General features: G+C 60.7%; 19 protein-coding genes. 11 read left to right on the top strand and 8 right to left on the bottom strand.

Translation table 11 applies throughout. From position 1 onward, the window contains the following. Together GAO09_RS14950 and GAO09_RS14945 are read left to right on the top strand one after the other, a co-directional pair. Positions 1–3150 carry an efflux RND transporter permease subunit gene (locus GAO09_RS14950; protein WP_153354792.1) on the top strand — a complete coding sequence of 1050 codons (3150 nt, stop codon included), beginning with the start codon at positions 1–3 and terminating at the stop codon, positions 3148–3150. Positions 3151–3250: 100 nt separating this feature from the next. Next, positions 3251–3892, top strand: coding sequence for a TetR family transcriptional regulator (locus tag GAO09_RS14945; protein ID WP_153354791.1), 642 nt, complete (start codon positions 3251–3253; stop codon positions 3890–3892). A gap of 418 nt (positions 3893–4310) precedes the next feature. Here the strand turns inward: GAO09_RS14945 and GAO09_RS14940 are convergent, their stop codons facing one another. Both GAO09_RS14940 and GAO09_RS14935 read right to left on the bottom strand, forming a co-directional pair. Then, the gene (locus GAO09_RS14940) at positions 4311–4631 is read right to left on the bottom strand and encodes a 2Fe-2S iron-sulfur cluster-binding protein (protein WP_153354790.1); all 321 of its coding nucleotides are present in this window, start codon (positions 4629–4631) and stop codon (positions 4311–4313) included. 137 nt (positions 4632–4768) lie between these two features. Continuing rightward, on the bottom strand, positions 4769–5149 hold the full coding sequence (locus GAO09_RS14935) for an Hpt domain-containing protein (protein ID WP_153354789.1): 381 nt from the start codon (positions 5147–5149) through the stop codon (positions 4769–4771). 483 nt (positions 5150–5632) lie between these two features. On the opposite strand from GAO09_RS14935, the gene GAO09_RS14930 reads away from it, so the two are divergent. Together GAO09_RS14930 and GAO09_RS14925 are read left to right on the top strand one after the other, a co-directional pair. Further along, positions 5633–11920 carry an apolipoprotein A-IV repeat region-like domain-containing protein gene (locus GAO09_RS14930; protein ID WP_153354788.1) on the top strand — a complete coding sequence of 2096 codons (6288 nt, stop codon included), beginning with the start codon at positions 5633–5635 and terminating at the stop codon, positions 11918–11920. Between the two features lie 83 nt (positions 11921–12003). Continuing rightward, positions 12004–12192 carry a hypothetical protein gene (locus tag GAO09_RS14925; RefSeq protein ID WP_153354787.1) on the top strand — a complete coding sequence of 63 codons (189 nt, stop codon included), beginning with the start codon at positions 12004–12006 and terminating at the stop codon, positions 12190–12192. A gap of 395 nt (positions 12193–12587) precedes the next feature. Here GAO09_RS14925 and GAO09_RS14920 read toward each other — a convergent pair whose 3' ends face one another. From GAO09_RS14920 to GAO09_RS14905, 4 genes are read right to left on the bottom strand one after another with little or no spacing between them, the layout of a single operon-like run. Then, a complete protein-coding gene (locus GAO09_RS14920) occupies positions 12588–13196 on the bottom strand; it encodes an ABC-type transport auxiliary lipoprotein family protein (RefSeq protein ID WP_235938156.1) in 609 nt (202 codons plus the stop codon). A 44-nt stretch (positions 13197–13240) separates the two neighbouring features. Then, positions 13241–14611 (bottom strand): MlaD family protein, encoded by a 1371-nt coding sequence (locus tag GAO09_RS14915; RefSeq protein WP_153354785.1) that lies wholly within the window; start codon positions 14609–14611, stop codon positions 13241–13243. A gap of 9 nt (positions 14612–14620) precedes the next feature. After that, on the bottom strand, positions 14621–15463 hold the full coding sequence (locus tag GAO09_RS14910) for an ABC transporter ATP-binding protein (protein WP_153354784.1): 843 nt from the start codon (positions 15461–15463) through the stop codon (positions 14621–14623). Between the two features lie 7 nt (positions 15464–15470). Continuing rightward, on the bottom strand, positions 15471–16631 hold the full coding sequence (locus GAO09_RS14905) for an ABC transporter permease (RefSeq protein WP_153354783.1): 1161 nt from the start codon (positions 16629–16631) through the stop codon (positions 15471–15473). A gap of 96 nt (positions 16632–16727) precedes the next feature. Between GAO09_RS14905 and dgcA the strand changes: the two genes are divergently transcribed. Beyond that, positions 16728–17711, top strand: a complete 984-nt coding sequence (dgcA, locus tag GAO09_RS14900; RefSeq protein ID WP_153354782.1) for an N-acetyl-D-Glu racemase DgcA — start codon at positions 16728–16730, stop codon at positions 17709–17711. Positions 17712–17767: 56 nt separating this feature from the next. Here the strand turns inward: dgcA and GAO09_RS14895 are convergent, their stop codons facing one another. Beyond that, complete coding sequence (locus GAO09_RS14895; protein WP_209018721.1) at positions 17768–18577, bottom strand: UDP-2,3-diacylglucosamine diphosphatase; 810 nt, start codon at positions 18575–18577, stop codon at positions 17768–17770. Positions 18578–18832: 255 nt separating this feature from the next. On the opposite strand from GAO09_RS14895, the gene GAO09_RS14890 reads away from it, so the two are divergent. From GAO09_RS14890 to GAO09_RS14880, 3 genes are all read left to right on the top strand, one after another. Continuing rightward, positions 18833–21151: an NADP-dependent malic enzyme gene (locus tag GAO09_RS14890; protein WP_410767682.1), complete on the top strand. Its 2319-nt coding sequence runs from the start codon at positions 18833–18835 to the stop codon at positions 21149–21151. Between the two features lie 122 nt (positions 21152–21273). Beyond that, on the top strand, positions 21274–21852 hold the full coding sequence (locus GAO09_RS14885) for a hypothetical protein (protein WP_153354780.1): 579 nt from the start codon (positions 21274–21276) through the stop codon (positions 21850–21852). Between the two features lie 76 nt (positions 21853–21928). Then, on the top strand, positions 21929–22579 hold the full coding sequence (locus GAO09_RS14880) for a DUF922 domain-containing Zn-dependent protease (RefSeq protein WP_235938192.1): 651 nt from the start codon (positions 21929–21931) through the stop codon (positions 22577–22579). Between the two features lie 4 nt (positions 22580–22583). On the opposite strand, the gene dusA is transcribed toward GAO09_RS14880, so the two are convergent. Then, positions 22584–23621, bottom strand: a complete 1038-nt coding sequence (gene dusA / locus GAO09_RS14875; RefSeq protein WP_153354778.1) for a tRNA dihydrouridine(20/20a) synthase DusA — start codon at positions 23619–23621, stop codon at positions 22584–22586. Between the two features lie 176 nt (positions 23622–23797). On the opposite strand from dusA, the gene GAO09_RS14870 reads away from it, so the two are divergent. From GAO09_RS14870 to GAO09_RS14860, 3 genes are all read left to right on the top strand, one after another. Then, complete coding sequence (locus GAO09_RS14870; protein ID WP_153354777.1) at positions 23798–24484, top strand: fumarylacetoacetate hydrolase family protein; 687 nt, start codon at positions 23798–23800, stop codon at positions 24482–24484. 23 nt (positions 24485–24507) lie between these two features. Continuing rightward, positions 24508–25035, top strand: a complete 528-nt coding sequence (locus tag GAO09_RS14865) for a gamma carbonic anhydrase family protein (protein WP_153354776.1) — start codon at positions 24508–24510, stop codon at positions 25033–25035. A 118-nt stretch (positions 25036–25153) separates the two neighbouring features. Further along, entirely contained in the window at positions 25154–26386 is a 1233-nt protein-coding gene (locus GAO09_RS14860; RefSeq protein ID WP_153354775.1) for a GGDEF domain-containing protein, read from the top strand. Position 26387: the final 1 nt, after the last annotated feature.

Below are 26387 nucleotides of genomic sequence, written 5' to 3'. Positions count from 1 at the left end.
ATGGCACGTTTCTTCATCGAACGGCCCATCTTTGCGTGGGTCGTTGCAATCTTCATCATGCTGGCTGGCGTGATCGCCATTCCGATGCTGCCGATCGCGCAGTATCCGAATGTCGCGCCGCCGCAGATCACCATTTCCACCAATTATCCCGGCGCTTCGCCCGAAGACATCTATCAGGGCGTCACACGCCCGATCGAAGAGGAACTGAACGGCGTTCCGGGCCTCATCTACTTCGAATCGCAGTCGGAATCCTCCGGTCGTGTGTCGATCAACGTTACCTTCGCGCCGGGCACCAATATCGGTGAAGCCCAGGTTGAGGTGCAGAACCGTATCGCCCGCGCCGAACCACGCCTGCCGGGCGCCGTCACCTCCCAAGGTGTGCGCGTCGAACAGGCCGGCACGTCGTTCCTGATGGTCGTGTCGCTGACGTCGACAGACGGCCAGACTGACGCCATCGGCCTCGGTGACTACTTGCAGCGCAACGTCATCGGCGAATTGCGCCGCGTGCCTGGCATCGGTTCTGCCCAGCTGTTCGCCAGCCAGCGCTCCATGCGTATCTGGATGGACCCTGACAAGATGGTTGGCCTCAGCCTGACCGCCGCTGACGTCACTGCCGCTATCACCGCGCAGAACGCACAGGTTGCAGCCGGCCGCATCGGCGCCACCCCGAACCCGATCGGCCAGCAGATTTCCGCGACGATCAACGTTCAGGGCCAGTTGACCGATCCCGAACAGTTTGGCGCGATCGTGCTGCGTGCCAATCCCGACGGTTCGTCGGTGCGGCTTCGCGACGTCGCCCGCGTCGAAGTGGGTGCCGAAAGCTACAACTTCTCGTCCCGCCTGAACGGCAAGCCAAGTGCTGCCATCGGCCTGCAGCTGTCGCCCACCGGCAACGCGCTTGCAGCGTCGGAAGGCGTCAAGCAGGTGATGGAGGAACTGAAGGAATATTTCCCTGCCGGCGTTCAGTACGAAGTCCCGTATGACACCAGCCCCTTCGTTCAGGTTTCCATCGAAAAGGTCATTCACACGCTGATCGAGGCGATGATCCTCGTCTTCGTGGTGATGTTCATCTTCTTGCAGAATTTCCGTTACACGGTCATTCCGGCGCTCGTCGTGCCGGTGGCGCTGCTCGGCACCTGCGCGATCATGTTCGTCGCCGGCTTCTCGATCAACGTTTTGACCATGTTCGCCATGGTTCTGGCGATCGGCATTCTCGTTGACGACGCGATCGTCGTCGTCGAAAACGTCGAACGCATCATGGCCGAGGAAAAGCTGTCGCCGAAGGAAGCGACCCGCAAGGCGATGGGCCAGATTTCCGGCGCCATCATCGGCATCACCATGGTCCTGTCGGCCGTGTTCATTCCGATGGCCTTCTTCCCCGGCGCCGTCGGCATCATCTATCAGCAGTTCTCGCTGACCATGGTCGTGTCGATCCTGTTCTCCGGCTTCCTTGCGCTGTCACTGACTCCTGCGCTTTGCGCCTCGTTCCTCAAGCCCGTTGCTCATGATCACCATGACAAAAAGGGCCTGTTCGGAATGTTCAACCGCGGCTTCGACAAGGCGTCGCATGGATATTCCGGCGGCGTCGCCAAGATCATCAAGCGGTCCGGCCGTTTCATGATCATCTATGTCGCGCTGCTGATCGGTCTCGGCTGGGCATACATGCAGCTTCCGAGCTCGTTCCTGCCGAACGAGGACCAGGGCTTCCTGATCGTCGACGTTCAGGCACCGGCTGAGGCCAGCACCGACCGTACGACGGAAGTCATTTCGCAGATCGAGCAAATCGCACTGAAGGAAAAGGCTGTAGATCGCATCATCGCCATCAACGGCTTCTCCTTCTCGGGTTCCGGCCAGAATGCCGGTCTCGCCTTCATCACCCTGAAAAACTGGGATGAGCGTGGGCCGGAAGATTCCGCCGATGCGATTGCCGGACGTATCAACGGCCAGATTTTTGGCCTGCGCGATGCCATCGCCTTTTCGCTGTCGCCGCCGCCCATTCAGGGTCTCGGCAACTCGTCGGGCTTCACCTTCCGTCTGCAGGACCGTTCCGGTCAGGGTCAGGCGGCACTCGGTGCGGCGCGTGATCAGATCATGGCGGAAGCGGCAAAAAGCCCGATGCTCGCCGGCCTGCGTATCGAAGGCATGCCGGACGCTGCCCAGGTGAACCTGTTGATCGACCGCGAAAAAGCCAACACATTCGGCGTCACCTTCTCCGACATCAACTCCACCATCACCGCCAACCTCGGCTCTTCCTACGTCAACGACTTCCCGAACAATGGCCGCATGCAGCGCGTCACCGTTCAGGCCGAAGGCAACCAGCGCATGAAGACCGAGGATCTTCTCAAGCTCAACATTCGCAACGCCAGCGGCGGCATGGTGCCGATGTCCTCATTCGCCACAGCGGAATGGGTACGCGGTCCCTCGCAGGTGATCGGCTATAACGGTTATCCGGCGATCCGTATCGCCGGTCAGGCCGGTCCGGGCTACTCCTCGGGTGACGCGATCGCCGAGATGGAGCGTCTTGCCAACCAGTTGCCGACCGGCTTCGGTTATGAGTGGACCGGCCAGTCGCTGCAGGAAATCCAGTCGGGCTCACAGGCACCGGCGCTGATCGCGCTGTCCATCCTGTTCGTCTTCCTGCTCCTGTCGGCGCTTTACGAAAGCTGGTCGATCCCGCTGTCGGTCATGCTCGTCGTGCCGCTCGGCGTTATCGGCTCGGTTGCCGCCGTCACGTTGCGCGGCATGCCCAACGACGTCTACTTCCTCGTCGGCCTGATCACCATCATCGGCCTGTCGGCGAAAAACGCCATTTTGATCATCGAGTTCGCCAAGGATCTGCGTGCCGAAGGCAAGAGCGTCTTTGACGCGACCGTCGAGGCAGCGCATCTGCGCTTCCGTCCGATCCTGATGACGTCGCTCGCCTTCACCCTCGGCGTCGTGCCGATGGCGATTGCGACGGGCGCGAGTGCGGCGAGCCAGAACGCCATCGGTACCGGCGTTCTCGGCGGCATGATCTCGGCCACCATCCTGGCGATCTTCTTCGTGCCGGCCTTCTTCGTCTTCATCATGCGGCTGTTCTCCAAGGATGCCCGCAAGGAGCCGCTGGAAGCCGCAAAGAAGGACGAAAAGGACGCCACCCCGGCACACTGAGACGTCACCGGAAACTCTGGGTTTCCTTGACGGCGAATGTCGGATCGTTGTTCGGGGCGCTCTTCAAAGAGCGCCCCGAAAACCGGCGGAAGGAGGAGAAATGAGACGGACCAAAGCGGAGGCGGCGGAAACACGCGCGGCCATTCTCGAATCGGCCGAAAGAATGTTTTTCGAAAAGGGCGTCGGATCGACCACGCTCGACGAGATTGCCGCAGCGGCAGGCGTCACGCGCGGCGCCGTCTACTGGCACTTCCATAGCAAGACCGACATTTTTCTCGAACTTTACAACACGTTCCGGCTGCCTCTTCTGAACATGCTGGAACTGCGCGATCCCGCTTGCTGCGGCATGGATGCGCTGACCATGATCGAGGATTCAGCCTGCGAATGGATGCAGGTCATGGCGACCGACCAGCAGCGCCAGCGCATGCTGACCATCCTGTTGCGCACCAATTTCACCGAGGAATTCGCCCCCGTACAGCAGGCGATGAAAGAGCTTGAAGAGCTTCACAACAGCCAGCTCGAACAGATCCTACGGCGCGCAGAGGCCAACGGGAAGCTCGCCACAGGCTGGACGCCTGCCTCTGCCTGCCATGCCGTCAAATGGATGATCAAAGGCATTTGCTGGGACTGGCTGCTCGGCGGCCGCAATTTTGATCTAGACAAGGAAGGCTGCGGCTGCGTGCGTCGTCTCTTCGCCAGCTTCCGAAATTCCGGTGCGAACTGCAATCAGGCGACCATATAGGCCGCCTTCTGGCGCACCAAAGCGGGACCCGCCTGCCCCATTCTGCGCCACATCGGCCTGCGACTTGAAACTTACGCGAGCCTTTCGCGGACTACGGACAATCAGAGGTAAATTCTTCGGCTGGTGTATTTCACCAATCTCTTATATTATCATTTTCAGTTGATCGAGTTTCCAAATCCTGCTGCACCGAGCAAGGCGGTGCGAATGTGCAGCAGGTGCGCCGATCCTGAAAGCCGACATTCGGTGACGGGATCGAGCGCCATTCTTCTGGCCTCATCAGGCTTTGTACGGTGTTCTCCCGGTGCGTCCCATTGCTGCTGGCGTTCCCTCCCTCGCCAACAGTGACGTACCTACCTCATGCCTCGCTTCGCTTCGGCGCAGCGAGGCATTTTTTTGCAAGATCATTAGGGAAAAGGCGTCAGCCCTGGCGTTCGGGCACGCTGACAACCAGCCCGTCGAGGGCCGGCGTCATCTTGATCTGACAGGAAAGCCGCGAGGTCGGGCGCAGGTCGAAGGCGAAGTCGAGCATGTCCTCTTCCATCGGGTGAGGCCCGCCGACCGTTTCGGTCCAGGCGTCATCGACATAGACATGACAGGTGGCACAGGCACAGGCACCGCCGCATTCGGCATCGATGCCCGGCACGGAATTGCGAACGGCATTTTCCATCACCGTCGATCCGTCAGCGGCGTCGAGTTCGAATCGGGTACCGTCAAAGGCGATAATGGTGAGCTTTGTCATGATTTGCTTATCCGGACTTGAGGGGCTGATGCAAAACGCATCTCTTCTGATAAAACGCCCACCCAGTCAACAACTGCAGCACTCCAAAGACGTCCAAAGCGCCGCGTTCCCGGGCGCTTCGCTTTGTTCCGGCTCGTTCAGCGGCAGAGTTTGTTGATGAAGTTTTCGGCCTCCACAACAGCCGCACCAAAACGCGCCAATGTGGCTGCATCGGTCTGGCCTGACTCGACTTCGGCGGCAACACTCGCCACCTTGAAGGCCCCGACCGCACCGGCCGCCCCCTTGATTCGGTGTGCCACGGTCGTAACCGGTACGATGCCGCCAGTCATGTCCACCAGCGCCGCCCGCGCCTGCCGGGCAAACAGGGAAAGGACTTCGATTTCCAGATCCTTGTCACCCATTGTCTGCCGCGCCAGATGCACGAGATCGATACACCGAGACGCTGATGGTCCGACGGCTGGTATGCCGCGATCCGGCGCATTGTCGGGCAGTTCGAAGGCGGAAACGGCGACTGGCATGAGCAATTGTCCTGTTGTTCGATATGAGACAATTCCCAATCATGTCGGGCAAAAATGCGTATCAACCTAAAATCCGGCGCGGTCCCTAGGGCTTTTCTTCAGTCATGGTTAATTTTGACCAACCCTCGCATTTTGAAGGGCTTTCACGTCCCGATATGGTATATTTTCTGTTAACAGCCTGCCGCACAAGGCCTTCCGGAGCGACCCCGAATTGTAACAGGGGGGGGAATGTGCCACTACAATACGCTTGGCAAAGGCGTGTGCCTCGGTTTCGGCCAAATTTTCGCGCACCGGAAGGCGGGTCGGTAAGCATTCCTTATCATCCCTTTGAAATGAAAGCGTTCCGGACTGGAATAAAATAAGGACGATCCGACCGCCGAGATCTCGGCGGCGGCTTCAACCGACAGGCGTGTCACCCGTACCCATCTGCATGCGGCACCGGGACGGCTGATTTGACCGGTGTTAGTAACGAGGCGTAACCGCATGGTGAAGAAAAACAATAGCGATGCGATCGACGAAACCGCGTTTCAGGCGTTGGAAGATGCCTTGAACAACGATTTCGAAGACGATCTGAAGCCTCGCTCTGGCCCCACTTCCCAAGCGCGGGAGAAGACCGTGTCCGAGAAGCCGCAGCCGCCGAAGTCCGCGGATCGTGAAGTGTCACCGCGTGAAAAGCAGGCGGTTGCCCGTCAGGCAGAAGTTCGCAAGGCTGCAGCCGAACAGGCGCGCCCAGCAGCTGCAGAGCCGACAGCACCCAAGTCGCCGACCTTTGCGCCCGCAAACGACGCCAGCCGTCGTCCGACCGCCGCATTGCTGCGCACGCTTGACGGTGGTGCGATGCGTGCCGCCCTTCGCAATTCAACCATTCTGTCCACCCTCTGGGCAATTGGTGGCCTCGGCCTCGGCCAGCTCATCTACGGATCGCAGATCTGGCGCTTCACCTCTGTCGAGCAGGTTCTCGAAACGCCGGGCGTCGTCGCCATCGGTGTCGGCATCTTCGTGCCGATCATGCTTTTCTATGCCTTCTCCATCATGATGGCGCGCGCGCACGAATTGCGTATCGCAGCCCGTTCGATGGCGGAAGTGGCACTGCGTCTCTCCGAGCCGGAAACCATTGCGACCGACCGCATCATGTCGGTCGGCCAGGCCGTCCGTCGCGAAGTCATGGCGATGAACGAAGGCATCGAGCGTACCATCGCCCGCGCCACCGAACTCGAGACCCTCGTCCATTCGGAAGTCAATGCGCTTGAGCGCAGCTATGCCGATAACGAAATGCGTGTTCGCGGCCTCGTTCAGGAGCTCGGCTCCGAACGCGACGCTATCGTCAACCATGCAGACCGCATCCGCTCCTCCATCGTCGGTGCCCACGATCAGCTCAAGGAAGACCTGTCGCTCGCAACCGAGGAAATCTCGGTCCGCCTCGCAACGTCGGGTGAAGCCTTCGCCTCGATGATCGAGACGCGCGCCGCCACTCTGATGGAGCGCTCCAACGCTGCCGGTGAAGCGCTTGGCTCGCTGCTGACGGCCAAGACGGACAGTATGGTCCAGACGCTGGAAGCCTCCGGCAAGCATTTGGCTGGTGAATTCGACGTCCGCCTTGAGGATCTGTCCAAGACGCTTTCCGAGCGTGGCGAGGATTTGCTTGGCCAGTTCGAGACCCGCGCCTCGACGCTCGACGCCAACACCGAAAAGCTGAATGCAGCTCTTTCGGACCGCACGCGCCAGCTGAACGAGACCCTTGTTGCGCGTACACGCGAAATTACCGAGGGCCTGACATCGGGCGAACGCGCCATCACCGGCACACTTGATGGTGTTCTCAATTCGCTCAACACGACACTCGACGAACGCGGCTCCAGCTTCCGCCAGAGCCTGCAGACGGCTGCCGACGACGCGGTCATGGACCTCGATCTGCGCACCGGCCTGTTCGAAGAACGCCTGCAGACCACGATCGGCCAACTCAGCACCACATTCGATTCCGGTCTCAACGAATTTACCGAGGCTTTCGACCAGCGCTCCGGCTCGCTCGACACCAAGCTCAACGAGAGCCTTCTGACGATCAAGCAGAGCGTCGAAAGCAATTCGGAAGCGATGGAAGGCATCCTGTCCTCCAGCATCGAACGCATCGGCTCGGCTTTCACCGACCAGTCGCTGGCGCTTGCCACCACGCTCGGCACCAATCAGGAAATACTGGAAAGCACGCTCGAATCCGGCACCAGCCAGATCGGCGAGGCACTGGATGCCCGTAGCCGTGCCTTCAACGAAGCGTTCGAAACCCGCAGCGCCCAGCTTCAGGAAGCAATAGACGACAAGAGCCTTGCTCTCACTGTCGGCCTTGCCACATCGGCTGCGGCTCTCACTGAAGGTCTCGACGCCAGCACGGCTGAATTCCAGCAGGCAATCGACCAGCGCAGCCGTACGCTTGCCGAAACGCTGGATACGTCCGGCCGCAGCCTGACCGAAAATCTCGAAAAGTCCGGCCGCGCGCTCAACGAGAGCATCGAAGCCTCTGCCAGCGCGTTTTCGACTGATTTCGACGCCAAGAGCCGCGAACTCTCCGGCGCGCTTGAAGGCCGCGCGCAGGAATTCACCGAGACGCTCAACGCCCGTGCTGCCGAAATCACCGACAGCTTTGGTGGCGCACACGAGCGTATCGATGCCGTCATGGCTGAACGCAGCGGCGCTCTGTTCAACGCCCTCACCGACAGCCAGACCCGTTTCGACGACACCCTGGCCGGCCATTCGGCAGCCATCGTCAACGCCGTCAGCGGCAGCCACGAGCGCCTCGCCGAAGTGCTTGACGAGCGCACCGCACGTCTCGAAAACGCCGTCGCCGGCACGCCGGAGCGCCTCGCAGGTGTTCTCGACGAGCGCATTGCAGGCATGGAAACCGTTTTGTCCGCCGGTCATCAGCGTATCGAGCAGGATCTCGGCCGTCGCATGACCGACATGGGCGACATGGTGTCCAAGAGCAGCGAACGCATCGGCGAAATCCTCGACGACAAGTCGATGGAAATGGCAACGTCTCTCGCCCTTGGCGAAGACCGCCTGACCGGCGCCATCGAGGAAAAGACCAGCACCCTCCTCGACACCATCAACAGCGCCGACGAGCGTGTTGCCGCCGCTTATGCGGCCCGCACCGAAAACCTGCAGGGCGTCTATGCTGAAAGCCAGCAGCGCCTCGAAGCCACGCTCGACAATCGCGGTGCCGAAATCACCCGCGCTCTCGAACAGGGGGCCGAACAGATCGACCGCTCGGTCGGCGGCGGTGCCGGTCGTATCGAGATGGCGCTCGGCCAGAACGCCGAACGTTTCGAAGACACGATTACCGACGGCCTGCTGCGCATGGAAACCATGATGAGCACCGGCCACGAGCGGGTTGCTGAAACGATGGATTCCAGCAACGATCGCTTGCAGGAAACTCTGGACGGTTCTTACGATCGCATGCGCGCCACTCTGGACGACCGTCGCGACATGATTGCAACGACGCTGACGGAGGCCGAAGGCCAGTTCAGCGAAATGCTCGCCGATCAGGCAACATCCATCGGCACGTCGATCGCCACCAGCGCCAGCATGCTGGAAATGACGCTCGAACTGCAGCAGGAAGGCCTGCGCGGTCTGGTCGATGGCGTCGGCAACGATCTGGAAGGCCGCCTCACCTCCAGCGCCGGCGAAATCGCCGCCAAGCTGAGCACGGCTGCCGCCGAGATCAACCAGTCTGCCGACCAGTTCTCCAGCCGTATCGAAAAGACCGTTGGCAGCGTATCCACCGCCCTCAACGAGACCAGCGAACGTGTCGACGGCACGCTTACCGGTCTTGAAGGCCGCATGCGCGAGCAGCTCGGTTCCGTATCGGAACTGGTCGATGGCGTCGGCCGCAATCTCGGCGAAACGCTCGCCGAGCGCACAGCCGATCTCGAACGCGCCGCAGGCGTGGCCGCAGCCCGCATCGAAACCAGCCTCGACGGCGGCAGCGCCCGTCTCGAAGCCGCTGGCGAACAGGCTGCAAGCCGCATCGACGGTACGTTCGACGCCGGCACCGGCCGTCTGGAAGAGCGCCTCGGCACTATGGACCGCGCGCTCAATGTCGGCCTCGACGCCGTCAGCCGCACCATCGAAGGCAAGGCCGCAACGCTTGCCACTGCCATGCGCGACGCCGTCACCACGGCCGCCGAAGGCATGGACAGCGAGGCGATGCGTTCGACCGAAGCACTGGCACGCGCCGGCGCTCAGTTCTCCGAGCAGCTGGAAGCCCGCAACGCCGAATTCACCAAGTCGATCGAAGACCGTTCCAACGAGATTGTTGGACGCATCTCCGAAACGCAGGGCCGCCTCTCCGGTCAGGCTGCGGCTGTTGCCCAGGCCTTCTCGGATGCCGGAAATTCGATCGTCAACAAGGTTGCCGAAGCCGACGCACTGGTCAAGGGTCAGGTCGCGGCCATTTCGGACGCTCTTGGCGAAGCCGAGAAATCGCTTGGCGACCGCGGCGACATGGTCCGCAATTCCCTTTCGCAGACCGCTGGCGAAATCAATGCCGCCATTGATCAGGTCGACAAGGCACTCGAAGCGCGTGGCGAAGCTATCCGCTCGTCGCTCGACAACCGCTCGCGTGATCTCAACTCGATGCTGTCCAGCCGTTCGGCCGAGTTCTCGCGCCTGATCGACGAAAAGGCCCGCCCGGCGCTCGAACAGGCTGCCGAAAGCGGTCGCCTCGCCGCCGAACAGCTGGCCACTGCTGCCGAGCAGACGGCCGGTCGCCTCTCTGCTGCCGCGGAAGAAACCAGCCAGCGCCTGCGCAACGAAAACAACGCCTTGGTCGATGCGCTTGCCGCCCGTACCAATGACACGCTGTCGGCCATCAGCCAGCGCGGCGAAGAAGTGTCCGGCAAGATGCTGGGTGTCGAGCAGGGTCTCGCCGCCAGCGTCCAGAGCCTCATCTCGCGCCTTGAAGACAGCAATACCGGCATCGCCTCGCTGGTACAGCGCACGGCTGCGGAACTGGGTGGCACGATCGAACGCGCTGCCGAACAGCTGGGCGATGCAGACGCACGCCTCGGCGCGACAGCCGACCGCTTCGCCCAGTCCGCCAGCCAGTCGGCCGATGCCGTCTCCAGTGCCAGCCGCCTTCTGGAAAACAATGTCGACCGCCTGTCGAACGTTTCCTCGGCCACGCTGTCGCAGGTCGGCAATATCGTTGGCCGTTTCGACGATCACTCCCGCGTTCTCGGTCAGGCTTCTGAACTCCTCGGTGCCGCCCAGTCGAACCTTGTCGGCACGCTCGATGAGCGCCAGTCCGCACTGCGTGATCTTTCTGTTGGCCTGGTCAAGCGCTCGGAAGAGATCGAACTCACCATGCGCAACCTGACGAACCTTGTCGAAGGTGCTTTCGATCGCGCAGAAGACCGCTCCTCGCAGGTTTCTTCCCGCCTTCGCGAAGGTCTGCAGGCATCGTTTGCCGATATCGGCCGTTCGCTGGGAGAAACCCAGCAGCAGGCGGAAGCCACCGCCGAAAACATGCGCAATGCCTTCTTCAATGCTGGCCAGGAAGCGACCCGTGCCATCGAAGGTACTCTGGGTGACGCCGAGCGTCGCTCACGCGAACTCTCCGAACGCATGCGCGGCGGCATTGCAGGCTCGCTGGCCGATGTCGATCGCATGCTGACAGATGCGACCGGCAAGTCCGATACAGCCGCTGAACAGCTGCGCGAAACCCTGCGTCAGTCCGTCGATGATGCGGTTGGCCGTTTCGCCGGCGCTACCGACGAAATCCGGCGCTCGGCCGTCGACATCCGCAAGGAACTCGACGCCACCCGCTCGGAACTGAAGCGCGGTGCGTTCGATCTGCCGGAAGAAGCCAAGGAAAGCGCAGCCGCCATGCGTCGCGCCGTCTCCGAGCAGATCAAGGCCTTGCAGGACATCTCGACACTGGTCGGCCGGTCGGCCCAGCAGCTCGAGGTCGCCGAACCGGTTCGCGCCGCTCCGGCACCGGTTGCAGCCCCTGCTCCGGCACCCGTGGCACCGGCCCCGTCTTATGCCCAGGCGCCGATCGCGCCGCAGCAGCCTGCCCCGGTTCTGCAGCAGCCCATCGTCCAACAACCGATCCTGCAGCAGCCAAGCCTGCAGCAACGCGTCGCGCAGTCCGCTCCGGCCGCACCACAGCAGCCTGCACAACGCGATCCGCTGACCTCCAGCCTGGCTGGTGGGCTTGCGGGCAGCCTTGGTGGCGGTTTGCGCGGCTCCCTGCCGCTCGACCGTCCTGCACAACAGCCAGCGCGTGCGACGGAAGCGCAGCGCCGCGATGATAACGGCGGCTGGATCAGCGACCTTCTGCGTGGCGCATCGCGTGACGAGCAGCAGGCCGAATCCGCTCCGCGCCAGCGTCCGACGCAGGAAGCATCCACCCGTCATGGCGACAATCGCAATCCCCGCCATATGGTCGAGTCGCTCAACTCTCTGTCGGTCGATATCGCCCGCGCTATCGATCACGAAGCATCCGTCGAACTGTGGCGCCGCTACCAGCGTGGTGAGCGCGATGTGTTCACCCGTAGGCTCTACACGCTCAAGGGTCAGCAGACGTTTGATGACATCAAGATGAAGTACGACCGCGAGCCGGAATTCCGCACAGCTGTCGATCGCTACATCGCTGATTTCGAAAAGCTGTTGGCCGATGTTGCCCGTACAGATCGCGACAAGACGGTCACGCAGAGCTACCTCACTTCGGATACCGGCAAGGTCTACACCATGCTGGCACACGCGGCGGGTCGCTTCAGCTGATCAACAATCGTTACGGTTGTTGATCCATAGTTGATACATCATCATTTTCTGATAAAGTGCGCCACAGGAACCAGGAGGTTTCTGTGGCGCATCAGCATTCGGACGACGTAGATCTGAAACTCAACCGCCTGCGGTACGTCCGCAAGCTGTCTTTGCCGTTGCAAAGTGACGACGAGGCAATTCGCCTGCTTCTCTCTACCCAGACCGCGTTTCATGCGCTTGTGTGCGCCCGCGACAAGGATGCGCGCGTCCCGGAAAATCTGGACAGTTGATCCATCCCTGGGCGGCCGACCACTACCGTTGCATTTCCCTCTGCGAGAAATGACCACACTCGTTTTCCCGTGTCGATCGAGTTGCGAGCCTTGCCCTGTCGCGGCTATGTGAAGCGGGCTTGGTAAACAGATGGCATCGGATGATAGAGGCAGCCGGCGTGCATCTCACCGTAACCGTATTGGTAGCCGCTGACAGGTTCTGGCCACCGGCCTCAGACATCCCGAGACAGCGGTACTTCACCTCGAGATCATAGATCCACACCCCAGCAGAGATCGGGCTGCTCAGGTGGAACCATTATTCCGGGTTACCCTAGGGGGCGCCCGCACAAACGAAAGCCCCGCAAGGCATAGTACCTGCGGGGCTTTTTTGACCGTGCATGCCGCATAATAACGGTCTAGATCGACTTCAGTGTCCAGTCGACGATATCGGCACCGACCTTGGCAAAGGCGCGGTTGATGCCGGCGATGAAGGTCGCATTGTCCTCACCCGAAACCGGCACCGTGGCGCGGAACACATTCTGCGCGCGCACCGAGCCATTACGATCGTTGAGGATTTTTACCGAGATTTCGACAACCGCCGCCTTCGGGCTGGACGCATTGACTTCGAAGGCGCGGATATCCGTGACGACCTGATAGTCGATCGCCAGTCCCTGTCCCGGCTTGCCGACGCCGCCGAGCTTGCCGGTATTTTCGAACGCCTGCACGAGTTTCGACTGCACGATGCGTGGCAGGCGATCGCCCCATTGCGACTTGCCGAGATAGCGGATTTCCGAAGGGGAAACACGCACAACCACCTGCTCGCTGTCGAGCGATTTCAGCGCCGTCGGCTCGGGCACGAGGATCTGGCGGGCCTTGGCGCTGTCGGCAGAACTTGCCACCGGCGTCAAGGACAGGTCGAACGTGTCGTTATTGGCCTTGGCTCCACAGCCGCTCAAAAGCGCCGCCACGAGCGGCAGGGCCAGAATGGCACTGCCGCGACCAAAACCCGAAGACTTCGAACCCATATTCACGCTCCCATCAGCCCTGTACTTGAACGCCTGATACGCCATCAACGCCGGGTCCTGCCGTCATATGTTTTGACTTCGTCCCCGCCAAAAATCAGACGCTGCGGGTCGTTGTCGAAATTGGTGATCGCGCGGTTGAGGTTGTCAACCGTGCGGCGCATGTCGCCGACCAGCGTCTGAACGTTCTGCAGACCGGAAGACGAGAAGCGATTGATGTTGTCGGCGATCGGGCCGATGCGGCCATTGAGATTGTCGGCGGCCGCACGGATCGACTGCAGTGTCTTCTGCGCCTCGGCGAACATTCCCTCGGAGCTGTCGCCGCTCACCATCGTATCGACCTTGGCCAGAATGCCGTCAACGCGGCTGGATGCCTCGTTCAGCTTCTTGGCCAGTTCGGAAAAATCACCGATCGCCCGATCGATCTCGTCACGACGAACAGCCACGCCATCGACGACATCCCGCGCGGAGGCCACTGCCCCGCGCGCATCGGCCGAGGCCTGCGCAAAATTGTCGACGACGGCACCAACCTGCTTCGGATCGACCGATGCTATGATCTGCTCGGCGCGTCTTAGAACGTTCTGGGTATCGATACCGACCTGACGGAAGCTCGCAGCCGTTTCCTTGACCTCAGCAACGATTGCCGGAAGTTCAGTCGTCGATGCGGCGACGTCGCCGGACACCTTTTCGGCATTGCTGAGGATGTTGTTGATCTTGTTGGCATCGACTGCACGAACCAGCTGTTCGGCTGCCTCAAGCGTCGAATCAATGCGCTGCGACACCGTGTTGAACGTGCCGGAGAGAGCCGAGAGGCTCTTCAGGAACTCGTCGATCGCGCCGGAATTTTCGCTGAGCGAAGCTGTAAACGTTTCGGCGTGCCTGATCGTTTGCGTCAGCGGACCACGGGCATCAGCAACGAAGCCCTGAATATCACCGATCGCGGTATCCGCGCGTTTAAGGATCTGGTCCGCGGTCGCCAGCAGGTTCGTCACGCTCGACTGGTCGGCAATCAGCACGGCCGGCTTGCCTTGTTCCTGGGCCTTCTTGACGATGTTTTCCTCGCCGGTGCGACCACCGGACAATTCGATATAGGCGGCCCCCGTCAGGCCCTGCACTTCCAGAACCGCCTTGGTGGACGGATAGACCGGCGCTGCCAGCTGCACCTCGGTAAAAGCGATCGAAAAACGTGGATCATCCGGGTCGATGGCAAGATTGCGCACCGTGCCGACCGGGATGCCGTTGAAGCGCACGGCGGAACCTACTGACAGGCCATTGGCCGAGCCCGGAATGCGGATGGCCAGTTCACCGGTCGGTCCACCGCGGCCATATTGCGCCATCCAGTAGACGAAGCCGAATGCGGCAGCGACCACCAGAAGCGTGAAAAATCCGACGAGGGCGTAGTTGGCTTTGGTTTCCATAAATTCCGGTCACTTTTCTGGGTGTTCGGTGGCTCGGTCGATCGGCTCTGTCACCACCGATCGTGCGCGCTTGCCGCGGAAATAGGACTGAACCCAAGGGTCGTCGCAGGCAAACATGTCGTCCAGCGTTCCTTCCACCAATACCTTTTTCTCGCCCAGAACCGCAATACGGTCGCAGACGGAGAACAGGCTATCGAGGTCGTGTGTCACCATATAAACGGTCAGGCCGAGCGTATCGCGCAGCTTGGCGATCAAGGCGTCGAAATCGGCGGCACCGATCGGGTCAAGACCGGATGTCGGTTCGTCGAGAAACACCAGGTCCGGATCAAGCGCCAGCGCACGGGCCAGTGCGGCGCGCTTGATCATGCCGCCGGAGAGTTCGGACGGATATTTGTCGGCAGCGTCCGGCGGCAGACCGACAAGCTCCAGCTTCAGATAGGCCAGTTCGTCCATCAGCGACTGCGGTAGCTGCAGGTACTCCCGCATCGGCAGCTGAATGTTTTCCTTCACCGTCAGCGCCGAAAACAGCGCGCCATGCTGAAAAAGAACGCCGAGCCGCGTGTCGAGAGAAATTCGCTTCTGGTCATCGGCGGTGTCATAGTCGACGCCGAGAATCTTGATCGTGCCCGAGCGATGCGGCAACAACCGCAGCACGGTGCGCATCAGCACCGACTTGCCGGTGCCGGATGCACCGACAAAACCCAAAATTTCGCCGCGATAGATATCGAGGTTCAAGTTGTCGAGAACGATCTTCGAGCCGAAACCGACAGTCAGATCACGCACTTCGAGAATGACGTCGCGATCACTCTGCGCCGGCGCATCTCTCTCCAGTGTTTCGCTGTTTGCGCTCATCACCACCTCAAAAATCGATCGCGGAATAGAAGATTGCAAACAGCGCATCCATCAGGATCACCGCAAATATCGACTTCACCACGGATGCGGTCACGTGCTGACCAAGCGATTCGGCACTGCCGCCGACCTTGAGACCTTCGACAGCAGACACGATGCCGATGGCAAGTGCCATGAACGGCGCCTTGATCATGCCGGATGCGACCGATGAATAATCGATCGCCTCGTTGAGACGGCCAAGAAAGGTCTCGAACGTAATGCCGGAATAGGCCCAGGTGATCACCGCAGCACCGGCGAGCGCCGCAAAGTTGGCTATGATGGACAGAAGCGGCAGTGCGATCGTCAGTGCGACGAGACGTGGGAACACCAGAACGCCGATCGGGTTCAGGCCGATCACGGTCAGCGCATCGATTTCCTCGCGCATCTTCATCGAGCCGATTTCGGCCGTAATCGCGCTGCCGGAACGGCCGGCGATCATGATGGCGGTCAAAAGCACGCCGATTTCGCGAAGCTGGAGAATGCCGACCAGGTCGACGACAAACAGTTCGGCACCGAAATAACGAAGCTGGAAAGCACCCTGCTGGGCAATGATCGCCCCGATCAGAAACGACATCAACAGGATGATTGGCGTCGCACGCACGCCCATGCGATCGATATGGGTTACCACCGAGGCTGGCGATACGCCGGAACCGTGGCCAAGCTTCATCTGCGCACCGCGCACGGCGGAGCCAAGAATGTTCATGGCCGAAACGAGATCCTGGCCGAGCGCCACCATGGCCTCGCCGGTCGGCGCAAAGATGCGCTGGAACAGCGTGCTGTCGTCGACAACCTTTTCGGGCGCCGGCGTCTTTTCCGGCAGGACGTCGAGAAGTTCCTGCAGCTTGGCATCGGCACCAGTCAGCGCAACTTCGCCGCCGGCTTCCTTCTGTTGCGTCATCAGGCGTCGCAACAGCCAGGCGCCAGCCGTATCGATTCCCTCGATATCGCTGACATCAACTTCCAGTCGGCCATTGGCCTTGCCGGATTCGATTTTGGAAAGCTTTGGAAGCACGGCCGAAATACCATGGCTTCGCCAGTTTCCGGTCAGAACCAGACGCTGGCCGCCATTGTCGATCTCTTCGATCTTTATGTCCGCGTCCGACATCTCGGCGGGGTTCGGCTGTGCCTGCATAAATCTTCTTCTGCTCAAACGCCCGTTGATCGCGTCTTGGGAAACGGCAATATAAACACCTGTTAACGAATTGCCATGTGCGGGAAAGCTAAATCCATGCGGCGTCACCTTGAAGCCACAACAGAATCCTTCCCTATTGCCGGTACCTTCACGATTTCACGGGGTTCGAAGACGGAAGCCGAGGTTGTGACCTGCACCATTAGCGCGAATGAGATCATCGGGCGCGGCGAATGCGTGCCTTATCGCCGGTATGGCGAGATGATCGAAGGTGTTCTCGAAGCGATTCGCGCCATGACACCTGCCATCGAACGGGGAATAAGCCGCGAATCGTTGCTCACCGAAATGAAGCCCGGCGCAGCGCGTAATGCGATCGACTGTGCCCTGTTCGATCTGGAAGCCAAGGCAGGCGGCACAACCGTAGCGGCCATGCTCGGCGTTACCGATCTGGCGCCGATGATCACCTGCTACACGATCTCGTTATCCGATCCGCAGACCATGGCCGCTCAGGTTGCCGCCAATGCGCATCGCCCGCTTCTGAAAATCAAGCTCGGTACTGAAAACGATGCCGAGCGTATCCGCGCCGTGCGATTGGCCGCACCGAATGCCCGAATCGTCGTCGATGCCAATGAGGGGTGGACCGAGGCCAATATCGAACATCATCTGGCGGTTGCTGCTCAAGCCAATATCGAACTGATCGAACAGCCTCTACCGGCCAGCAATGACGCCATTCTCGCCAAAATCCGCCGCAAGGTGGCGATCTGCGCCGACGAGAGCGTACACGCAACGAAAGACCTCGCCGCGCTTCGCGACCGTTATGACGCCGTCAATATCAAGCTCGACAAGACGGGCGGTCTGACCGAGGGCTTGGCGATGAAGGCGGAAGCAAAGCGGCTGGGCTTCAAGATCATGGTCGGCTGCATGGTCGGCACATCCCTTGCCATGGCACCCGCCGTTCTGCTCGCCGCCGACTGCGACTACGCCGATCTCGACGGCCCGCTGCTGCTGGCGCGCGACCGCGTACCCGGCTTGCGGTATGACGGTTCACTGGTCAGCGCTCCGCGGCCGGAACTGTGGGGATAAACGACAACAGCGCCCGAAAGGGCGCTGCGCGTCAATTCATTGGCATAGACAAAGCCTCAAGCGGCCTGCGTGGCCGAAATCTCGCGTCCTTCCGGCGCCGGCAATGCATGCACCTGTGCCGTTGCAGCCACCTGTCTCCAGGTAATCAACTCGAAAGAACCGTCCATGTGCTCGGCGATCGCCGTGCAGCTTTCCACCCAATCGCCGGTGTTGACGTAATGGATGCCATCTATGTCTTCCATGACAGCGTGGTGGATATGGCCGCAAATGACGCCATCGACTTCGGCGCGGCGCGCTTCGTCGGCCACAACGTTCTGGAACTCGCCGATGAAATTGACCGCCTGCTTGACCTGCAGTTTGGCCCAGGCCGAAAACGACCAGTAAGGCAGGCCGAGCTTGCGGCGGATGGCGGCAAGCCCGATATTGATGACGATCGCCGCATCATAAGCCCAGTCGCCGAGATAGGCGAGGAGGCGGATGTTGCGCACCACGACGTCGAACTGATCGCCGTGCAGAACCAGATATTTCCTGCCGTCCGCCGTCTCGTGAATGATCCGGTCGGCGACTTCGATGCCACCGAAATGCACGCCCGGGAAGGAACGCAGGAATTCGTCGTGATTGCCGGGGATATAAATGATGCGGGTGCCCTTGCGCGCCTTGCGCAAAAGCTTCTGCACCACGTCATTGCAATCCTGCGGCCAATACCAGCTGCGTTTCAGGCGCCAGCCGTCGACGATGTCGCCGACCAGCACGATGGTTTCGGCTTCGTGATAGCGCAGGAAATCCAGCAGGAAATCCGTGCGAGCCGCCTTCGAGCCGAGATGCACGTCGGAAATGAACAGGGTTCTGAAATGTTTCGTTTCCATTTTCCCGGTTTCCATTTGCCTGGTCACGAGATCGCCCTTTCGTCGCGTCGTCCTGGCTCCTGAAAAACAGAGTCTTGTTTCACGAACATGACAAAACCGGGCTTTTGCCCCGGTTCCAGCTTCGCGTAACCCTCCTGCAACATCGCCAGCCCGGAATTACTGCTATTCGCCAATATGCGGGTGGACCCTCATGTCATTTGTTGTATTGAGAGACCCTCAAGAAGAATTTTGACCGAGGTCGCAATGACATCGAACATGTCCGATACCCCTGCCAACCCCGCCAGCAATGGCGAACTCGAAGAGCAGGCGCTGCATTTCCACAAGTTTCCCCGCCCCGGCAAGCTGGAGGTCACCGCGACCAAGCCGCTCGGCAACCAGCGCGACCTCGCGCTCGCCTATTCGCCGGGTGTAGCCGCTCCCTGTCTCGCGATCCGCGACAATCCGGAAACCGCTGCCGATTACACGGCGCGCGCCAACCTTGTCGCCGTAATCTCCAACGGCACCGCCGTTCTGGGTCTGGGCAATATCGGCCCGCTGGCATCCAAGCCGGTGATGGAAGGCAAGGCCGTCCTCTTCAAGAAATTCGCCGGCATCGACGTTTTCGACATCGAGATCGACGCGCCGAAGGTCGAGGAAATGGTCTCGACCATTGCAGCCCTCGAGCCGACTTTCGGCGGCATCAACCTTGAAGACATCAAGGCGCCGGAATGTTTTGAAGTCGAGCGCCAGCTGCGCGCCAAGATGAACATCCCGGTCTTCCATGACGACCAGCACGGCACCGCCATCATCGTCGCCGCCGGTATCCTGAACGGCCTGGAACTGGCTGGCAAGAATATTGCCGACGTGAAGATCGTCGCCTCGGGCGCCGGTGCGGCCGCCCTTGCCTGCCTCAACCTTCTGGTTTCGCTCGGCGCTCGGAAGGAAAACATCTGGGTCCACGATATCGAAGGTCTGGTCTATGAAGGCCGCACCGAGCTGATGGACGAGTGGAAAGCCGTCTACGCCCAGAAGAGCGACAACCGTGTACTGGCCGACAATATCGCCGGCGCCGACGTCTTCCTCGGCCTCTCGGCCGCTGGTGTGCTGAAGCCGGAACTGCTGGCCCAGATGGCGGAAAAACCGCTGATCATGGCGCTTGCCAACCCGACGCCGGAAATCATGCCGGAACTTGCCCGCGCTGCCCGCCCGGATGCGATGATCTGCACTGGCCGTTCGGACTTCCCCAATCAGGTCAACAACGTCCTCTGCTTCCCCTACATCTTCCGCGGCGCGCTCGATTGCGGTGCGACGACGATCAACGAAGAAATGAAGATGGCGGCGGTCAAGGCGATCGCAGCGCTTGCCCGTGAAGAAGTCTCAGACGTTGTTGCCCGCGCCTATTCCGGCGAAACGCCGATCTTTGGCCCTAACTACCTGATCCCCTCGCCGTTCGATCCGCGCCTCATCCTGCGCATCGCGCCGGCTGTCGCCAAGGTTGCTGAGGAAACCGGCGTCGCGACCCGTCCTATCCAGGATTACGACGCCTATCTCGACCAGCTGAACCGCTTTGTCTGGCGCTCGGGCTTCGTCATGAAGCCGATTTTTGCGACCGCCAAGGCGGCCGAAAAGAAGCGCGTCATCTTTGCCGAAGGCGAAAACGAACGCGTCCTGCGCGCCGTTCAGATCATGCTTGATGAGCAGATCGCCGTGCCGACCCTGATCGGCCGTCCTTCGGTCATCGAATCCCGCCTCAAGCGTTTTGGTATCCGCCTGCGTCCGAACGTGGACTTTTCCGTCGTCAACCCGGAAGACGATCCGCGTTACCGTGAATATGTCGACGACTATTCAGCCCTCGTCGGCCGCGCCGGTATCAACCCGGATGCCGCCCGCACGCTGGTGCGCACCAACAACACCATCATCGGTGCATTGTCCGTCAAGCGCGGCGAAGCCGATGCGCTGATCTGCGGTCTCGAAGGCCGTTACGACAGCCATCTGCGCCACATCCGCCAGATCATCGGCATGCGCCCCGGCGCCTGCACACTGTCCGGCCTCAGCCTGCTGATCTCGCAGCGCGGCGCGATGTTCTTCACCGACACCTTTGTGAACTACAGCCCGTCGGCCACCGAAATCGCCGAGATCACCATTTTGGCTGCTCAGGAAGTGCAGCGTTTCGGCATCAAGCCGAAGGCGGCACTGATCTGCCACTCGAACTTTGGCTCGCGCGATTCTGAGAGCGCCCGCAAGATGCGCGAAGCGCTTGCCCTTGTGCGTGAAAAGGCGCCGGATCTGGAAATCGACGGCGAAATGCAGGGTGGCGCCGCTCTCTCCGAAGTGGTGCGCAAGCGCGCCATGCCGGACAGCACGCTGACCGGTGAAGCCAACCTGCTGATCTTCCCGAACCTCGATGCCGCCAGCATCTCGCTCGGCATCGTCCGCAACATGACCGATGCGCTGCATGTCGGCCCGATCCTGGTCGGTGCGGCTCTGCCGGCCCACATCCTCGGCCAGTCGGTCACCTCGCGCGGCGTCGTCAACATGACGGCGATTGCAGTCGCGGAGGCCTCGCAGCCGACGCTTCCGGCGATCCTCGCCTGAGAAATCCACAGCCTCGTTCAAGGCTGTTAGGACAATGTCAATCCGGAGGCGGGACCATTCGCCTTCGGAATTCGACAACGAAATATACGGTCCCACGACGCGGGATCGAATGGAGGATACGGATGCGCCCTCACCGGCTGTTCGCCCTGGCATTATGCCTTAGCCCGTTGCCCGCGATGGCGCAGGAGAATGCCGCGCTGTGCGAGGACCTCTACCGCCGCCTTGCCAATGCCCCACACATTATCGGCAATACAAGCGATGTGCGCGAACACGCCCAGGCGCTGACCAAACAGAATATCGAAATCCGCAAGCTTAGGCTCGACATGCGCCGTCATGAATGCGGTTCAATCAGCATTACGCCGCTCGGCGGCCCCAATGATCACGCCTGCCGCGCGCTTCGCCAGATGCTTTCCGACATGGAACAGAACCGCAAGGATATCCTGTCGGCTCGTAATCAGGCCCGCAGTCTCGTCATCACCAATCACGAAACGAAACTGATCCGCGCCGATATCAAGGCCAATAATTGCACGCCCCCGGATTTCGAAGCGACAACAGTTTCCATCGAATTACTCACTAAATTACGAGGCAGCTTTCAGTGCCCCGACCACATGACCCGCAAAACGGCGGGAGTTTTTTTGAAAATCGAATGTCACCAAGGGTGGATTCTGCCTATTAATCACCGGCAGCAGCCAGCCCGTTGACAGCGCGCTCCAGCCAAGCGACACAAACCCCATGACGACAAACATTGCCCGCACCGCCATCGCTCTCGCCGTTTTCATGACCCTGCCAGCCCTTGCCGGTGCACAAGGCACGAAAAGCTGGAAACCGACCGAACAGGTCAAAACCTATGCCGTCACCGGCAAGAGCGGCATCGAAATTTACCAGTCGATCGGCGAGCGTGGTCCAGCCGCCGGTGTCGGACAGGCGATTGCGCACACCACCTTCAAGCTGCTCTGGACCCGCGATTACCGCCCGCAGCCGAACGGCGCCTGCACGCTCGCCGTGGCGCGTCCCAGCCTCAACATCATCTACACGATGCCGAAAGGTCCGGCGTCACTGACCGGTGAAACGAAAAAACGCTGGACGGATTTTATCGAGGGCGTGGAAAAACACGAACGCGTTCACGGCCAGCATATTACCGAGATGGTCGAAAAAATTGAAACCTTCAGCCTCGGCCTGACGGCTGAAAACGACCCGAAATGCACGAAAGTCCGAGAGGTTCTGCAGGCAAGGCTGAAGGAACTTTCCGATGAACAGCGCCAGCGCGGACGGGATTTTGACGCGGTGGAACTGTCCCCCGGAGGGGCCGTGCATCAGCTTATTCTGGCACTCGTCAACCCGCCAGGCGCACCACCGGTCGAAATGGCTCCGAAACCGACGCCACTTCCCGGCATGACATCCCTGCCCGGCGTCAAGCCGGTGCGCTGAGCCGTTATTCGGCGGCGATGACCTGACGTTTCGGTCCAGCCTCAAGATCGACGGCGGCAAAGGCTTCGGCAATCACAGTGGTTGTTGCACCCGGCTTGGTCGCCTCGGACGACAGGATCTGGCGGAAACGCCGTGCCCCGGCATAGCCCTGAAACAGGCCGACCATATGACGCGTCACATGGTTCAGCCGGGCGCCAGAAGCCATCACCTCTTCGGCATAGGCCATCATCGTGTCGCGCAGGGCCAGCCAGTCAACCTCAGAAGTGTCGACCCCTGCAGGACTCGCACCTTCGATCATCGTATCCACGCCAGCCAGCAAGCCGGTATTGTGATAAGCGGCCCGCCCGAGCATGACACCATTCATCACCGAAAGATGCTCGGCCGCCTGTTCCAGATCGACAATGCCGCCATTGATGCCGAGAAACACATCCGGGTTCTCCCGCTTCATGCGGTAGACAAGATCATAGTCGAGCGGCGGAATATCTCGGTTTTCTTTCGGCGAAAGCCCCTGCAGCCACGCTTTTCGCGCATGGATCCAGATGGCCTCGGCCCCTGCCCCGATCATGCGTTCCAGAAAATCCGGCAGAACGGTTTCCGGCTCCTGATCGTCCACGCCGATCCGGCATTTCACCGTCACCGGCACCGTCGCCACTGCCCTCATAGCCTCGACCAGCTTTGCCACCTGCCCGGCATCGCGCATCAGGCAGGCGCCAAAGGTGCCGGACTGCACGCGGTCGGACGGACAGCCGACATTGAGGTTGATCTCGTCATAACCGTAATCGGCCGCAATGCGGATGGCTTCGGCAAGCTTGACCGGGTCGGAACCGCCGAGCTGCAACGCTACGAGATGTTCTTGCGGCGAATAGCCCAGCAGCCGGTCACGATTGCCATGGATGATCGCATCCGCCACCACCATCTCGGTGAACACGACGGCACGCTTCGACAACTGACGGTGAAGGAAGCGGCAGTGTCTATCCGACCAGTCGATCATCGGTGCAACGGCAAATATTTTTTCGCCGCGCTTCAGCGCGTCAGCATACATGGCAAGTCCTTTGAGGATATGCGGCTGCTCATACAGCAAACAAAAAACTTTGGCCAGTTCCGTTCACCGCGGGTGAAAAGGGGCTATGATTGCCGGCAAATATGCGGAACAAAGGCTTTGCCTTTTTCAAATTCGATTTGTGGGGTTGATTTGTTTTACAGGAGGACTTTTTCACAATGAGCGCAACCGTCATCCCCATGCCCGCCCCCGTCCTCCTCGAAGTCGAAGGCACGTCAGAAAAGTTTCCGGTCCGCCGGGTCTATTGTGTCGGTCGCAACTATGCCGACCACGCCATCGAAATGGGCCATGATCCGTCCCGCGAAGCACCGTTCTTTTTCCAGAAGAACGCCGACAACGCCTATAACGGCGAAACCTTTCCTTACCCGCCGCTGTCCTCCAACGTGCACTTCGAAGTCGAACTTGTCATGGCGCTCAAAGCCGGCGGCAGCGATATCGATGCGCAGGACGCGCTGGAATGCGTCTACGGTTATGGCGTCGGCGTGGATTTCACCCGCCGTGATCTGCAGGATCAGATGAAAAAGGCCGGCCGCTCCTGGGAAGTCGCCAAGGCGTTTGAAAAGTCCGCACCGGTTTCGGCCCTGTTGCCTGTCGCCAAGGTCGGCCACCCGCAGGAAGGCGCGATCTGGCTCGAGGTCAATGGTGACCGCAAGCAGAATGGCGACATGAACCAGATGATCTGGAAACTGCCGGAAATCATCGCCGAACTGTCAAAGCAGTTCGAACTGGCCGCCGGCGATATCATCATGACCGGCACCCCGGCCGGCGTCGGCGCCGTCGTCAAGGGCGACAAGGTCGTCTGCGAAGCGGCCGGCGTCGGTCGTCTGGAACTGACTGTCGTCTAAACCGCCTTTTCCGGAGAACCGGCATGCCGCTTTACGCCCTGAGAGACTTTCAGCCGAACACGCCCGCTGCCGACCGTTATTGGCTGGCACCGGATGCGCATGTCATCGGCAAGGTCGACCTCGGCGAAGATGTCGGCATCTGGTTCGGCGCGGTGCTGCGCGGCGATAACGAACTGATTTCGGTCGGCGCGCGCACCAACATCCAGGAAGGCGCGATGGTCCATACCGATATGGGCTATCCGGCAACGATAGGTGAAGGCTGCACGATCGGCCATCACGCCATCATCCATGGCTGCACGATCGGCAATAATTCGCTGATCGGCATGGGCGCCACCATCCTCAACGGTGCCAAGATCGGCAATAACTGCCTCGTCGGCGCCAATGCGCTGGTGACCGAGGGCAAGGAATTCCCGGATGGCTCCCTGATCGTCGGCTCGCCGGCCCGCGCCATTCGCACGCTTGATGCGGACGCGATTGCGAAACTGACGGTTTCCGCCGACAATTACGTGAAAAACTGGCAGCGCTTTGCCGCAAACCTCCGTCCGCTTTAAATACAGTTTAACGACTCGTTCACGCTGACACGAAGCCTTTGCTTCACACATATCATATATTATCATCGACGCATGTAATGACGCCCGCCGCGCCGTCGCGCGACCGCCATGGACACCGATGAACGATACACCTGAACAGCCGCAAGAGAACCCGACCGCCCTTTTGGATCTCGTCGGTCGGCATCTCGTCCGCAAGAGCCGGCCGCTCAGCTTCGACCCGGTGGTGGAGGCCGTGTTTCAGACCGACACCGCCACCGAGCGCAATCGCCAGACCATCGTTGCCGGCCTGTTCGCATTGGTGTTCTTCAACGGCTTCATCATCATTGATGCCATCACCCGGCCGGAAATTCTTGGCATGTCAGTTCTGGTCAGGCTCTGCATCGTCACGCCGCTCTGCCTTGCCGCCCTGTTCTGGTTGCGCCGCGCGCCGCCGCAATGGATCCGTGATTCCGTTCTCACCTGCTGCGCCATCCTGATCGCGGTCGGCTCGAATTATCTGCTGCATATCGCCACCTCCACCGAAGCCCATTACAGCGCCTTCAGTTTCGGCCTCATCGTCATCGGCGCCAATATCGTGCTGCATATCGGCTTCAACGCCGCCCTAGCGACCACAATCGGCTGTTGCGTGGTCACGGCATTTTTCCTGCATGCCACGCCCGACCTCAACTGGAGCGAACGCAACCTGCCGGTCTACTACATGGCCGCCATGGGCGTGATTACTCTGGTCGCCAACTACCGGCTGGAAGGGAATCTGCGTCATGCCTATCTGCTGATGCTGCGCGAGCGCCTCAACGCACAGGAAGTCCGCCGCATCAATGAACAGCTCAACGCCTATTCCTACACCGATGCGCTGACCGGCATCGCCAATCGCCGCCGCTTCGAACAGTTTTTGCAGGTGGCATGGACGGAGGCCCTTGTCTCCGGCGAGACCATGTCGCTGCTTGTCATCGATGTGGATTTCTTCAAGCGGTACAACGACAGTTTTGGCCATCCCGCCGGCGATGCCTGCCTTCAGCAGGTGGCGCGGGCCATAGAAGGCCAGACGCGTGGCGACAATGATCTGCCCGCCCGTCTCGGCGGTGAAGAATTTGCCGTCCTGCTGCGCCACACGGAAACGATACAGGCGACATCCGCCGCCAGCCGCATTCACCGCGCCATGAGCCAGCTCGGTCTGTCGCACGGGCGTCCGGATGGAAACGGCCATGTCACGGTCAGCATCGGCCTCGCTTCGGCCACACCGCGCCATGATGGCAGTTCGGCCGGAGAACTGGTGGAGGCCGCCGACAAGGCGCTCTACCAGGCCAAGCGGCGCGGCCGCAACCGCACCATTCTGGCCGACCGCGCGGCCTGAC

This window comes from Endobacterium cereale (assembly GCF_009617585.1).
In the GTDB taxonomy this organism is placed as follows: Bacteria; Pseudomonadota; Alphaproteobacteria; order Rhizobiales; family Rhizobiaceae; genus Neorhizobium; species Neorhizobium cereale.
This window is presented reverse-complemented; position numbering and strand designations above follow the sequence as displayed.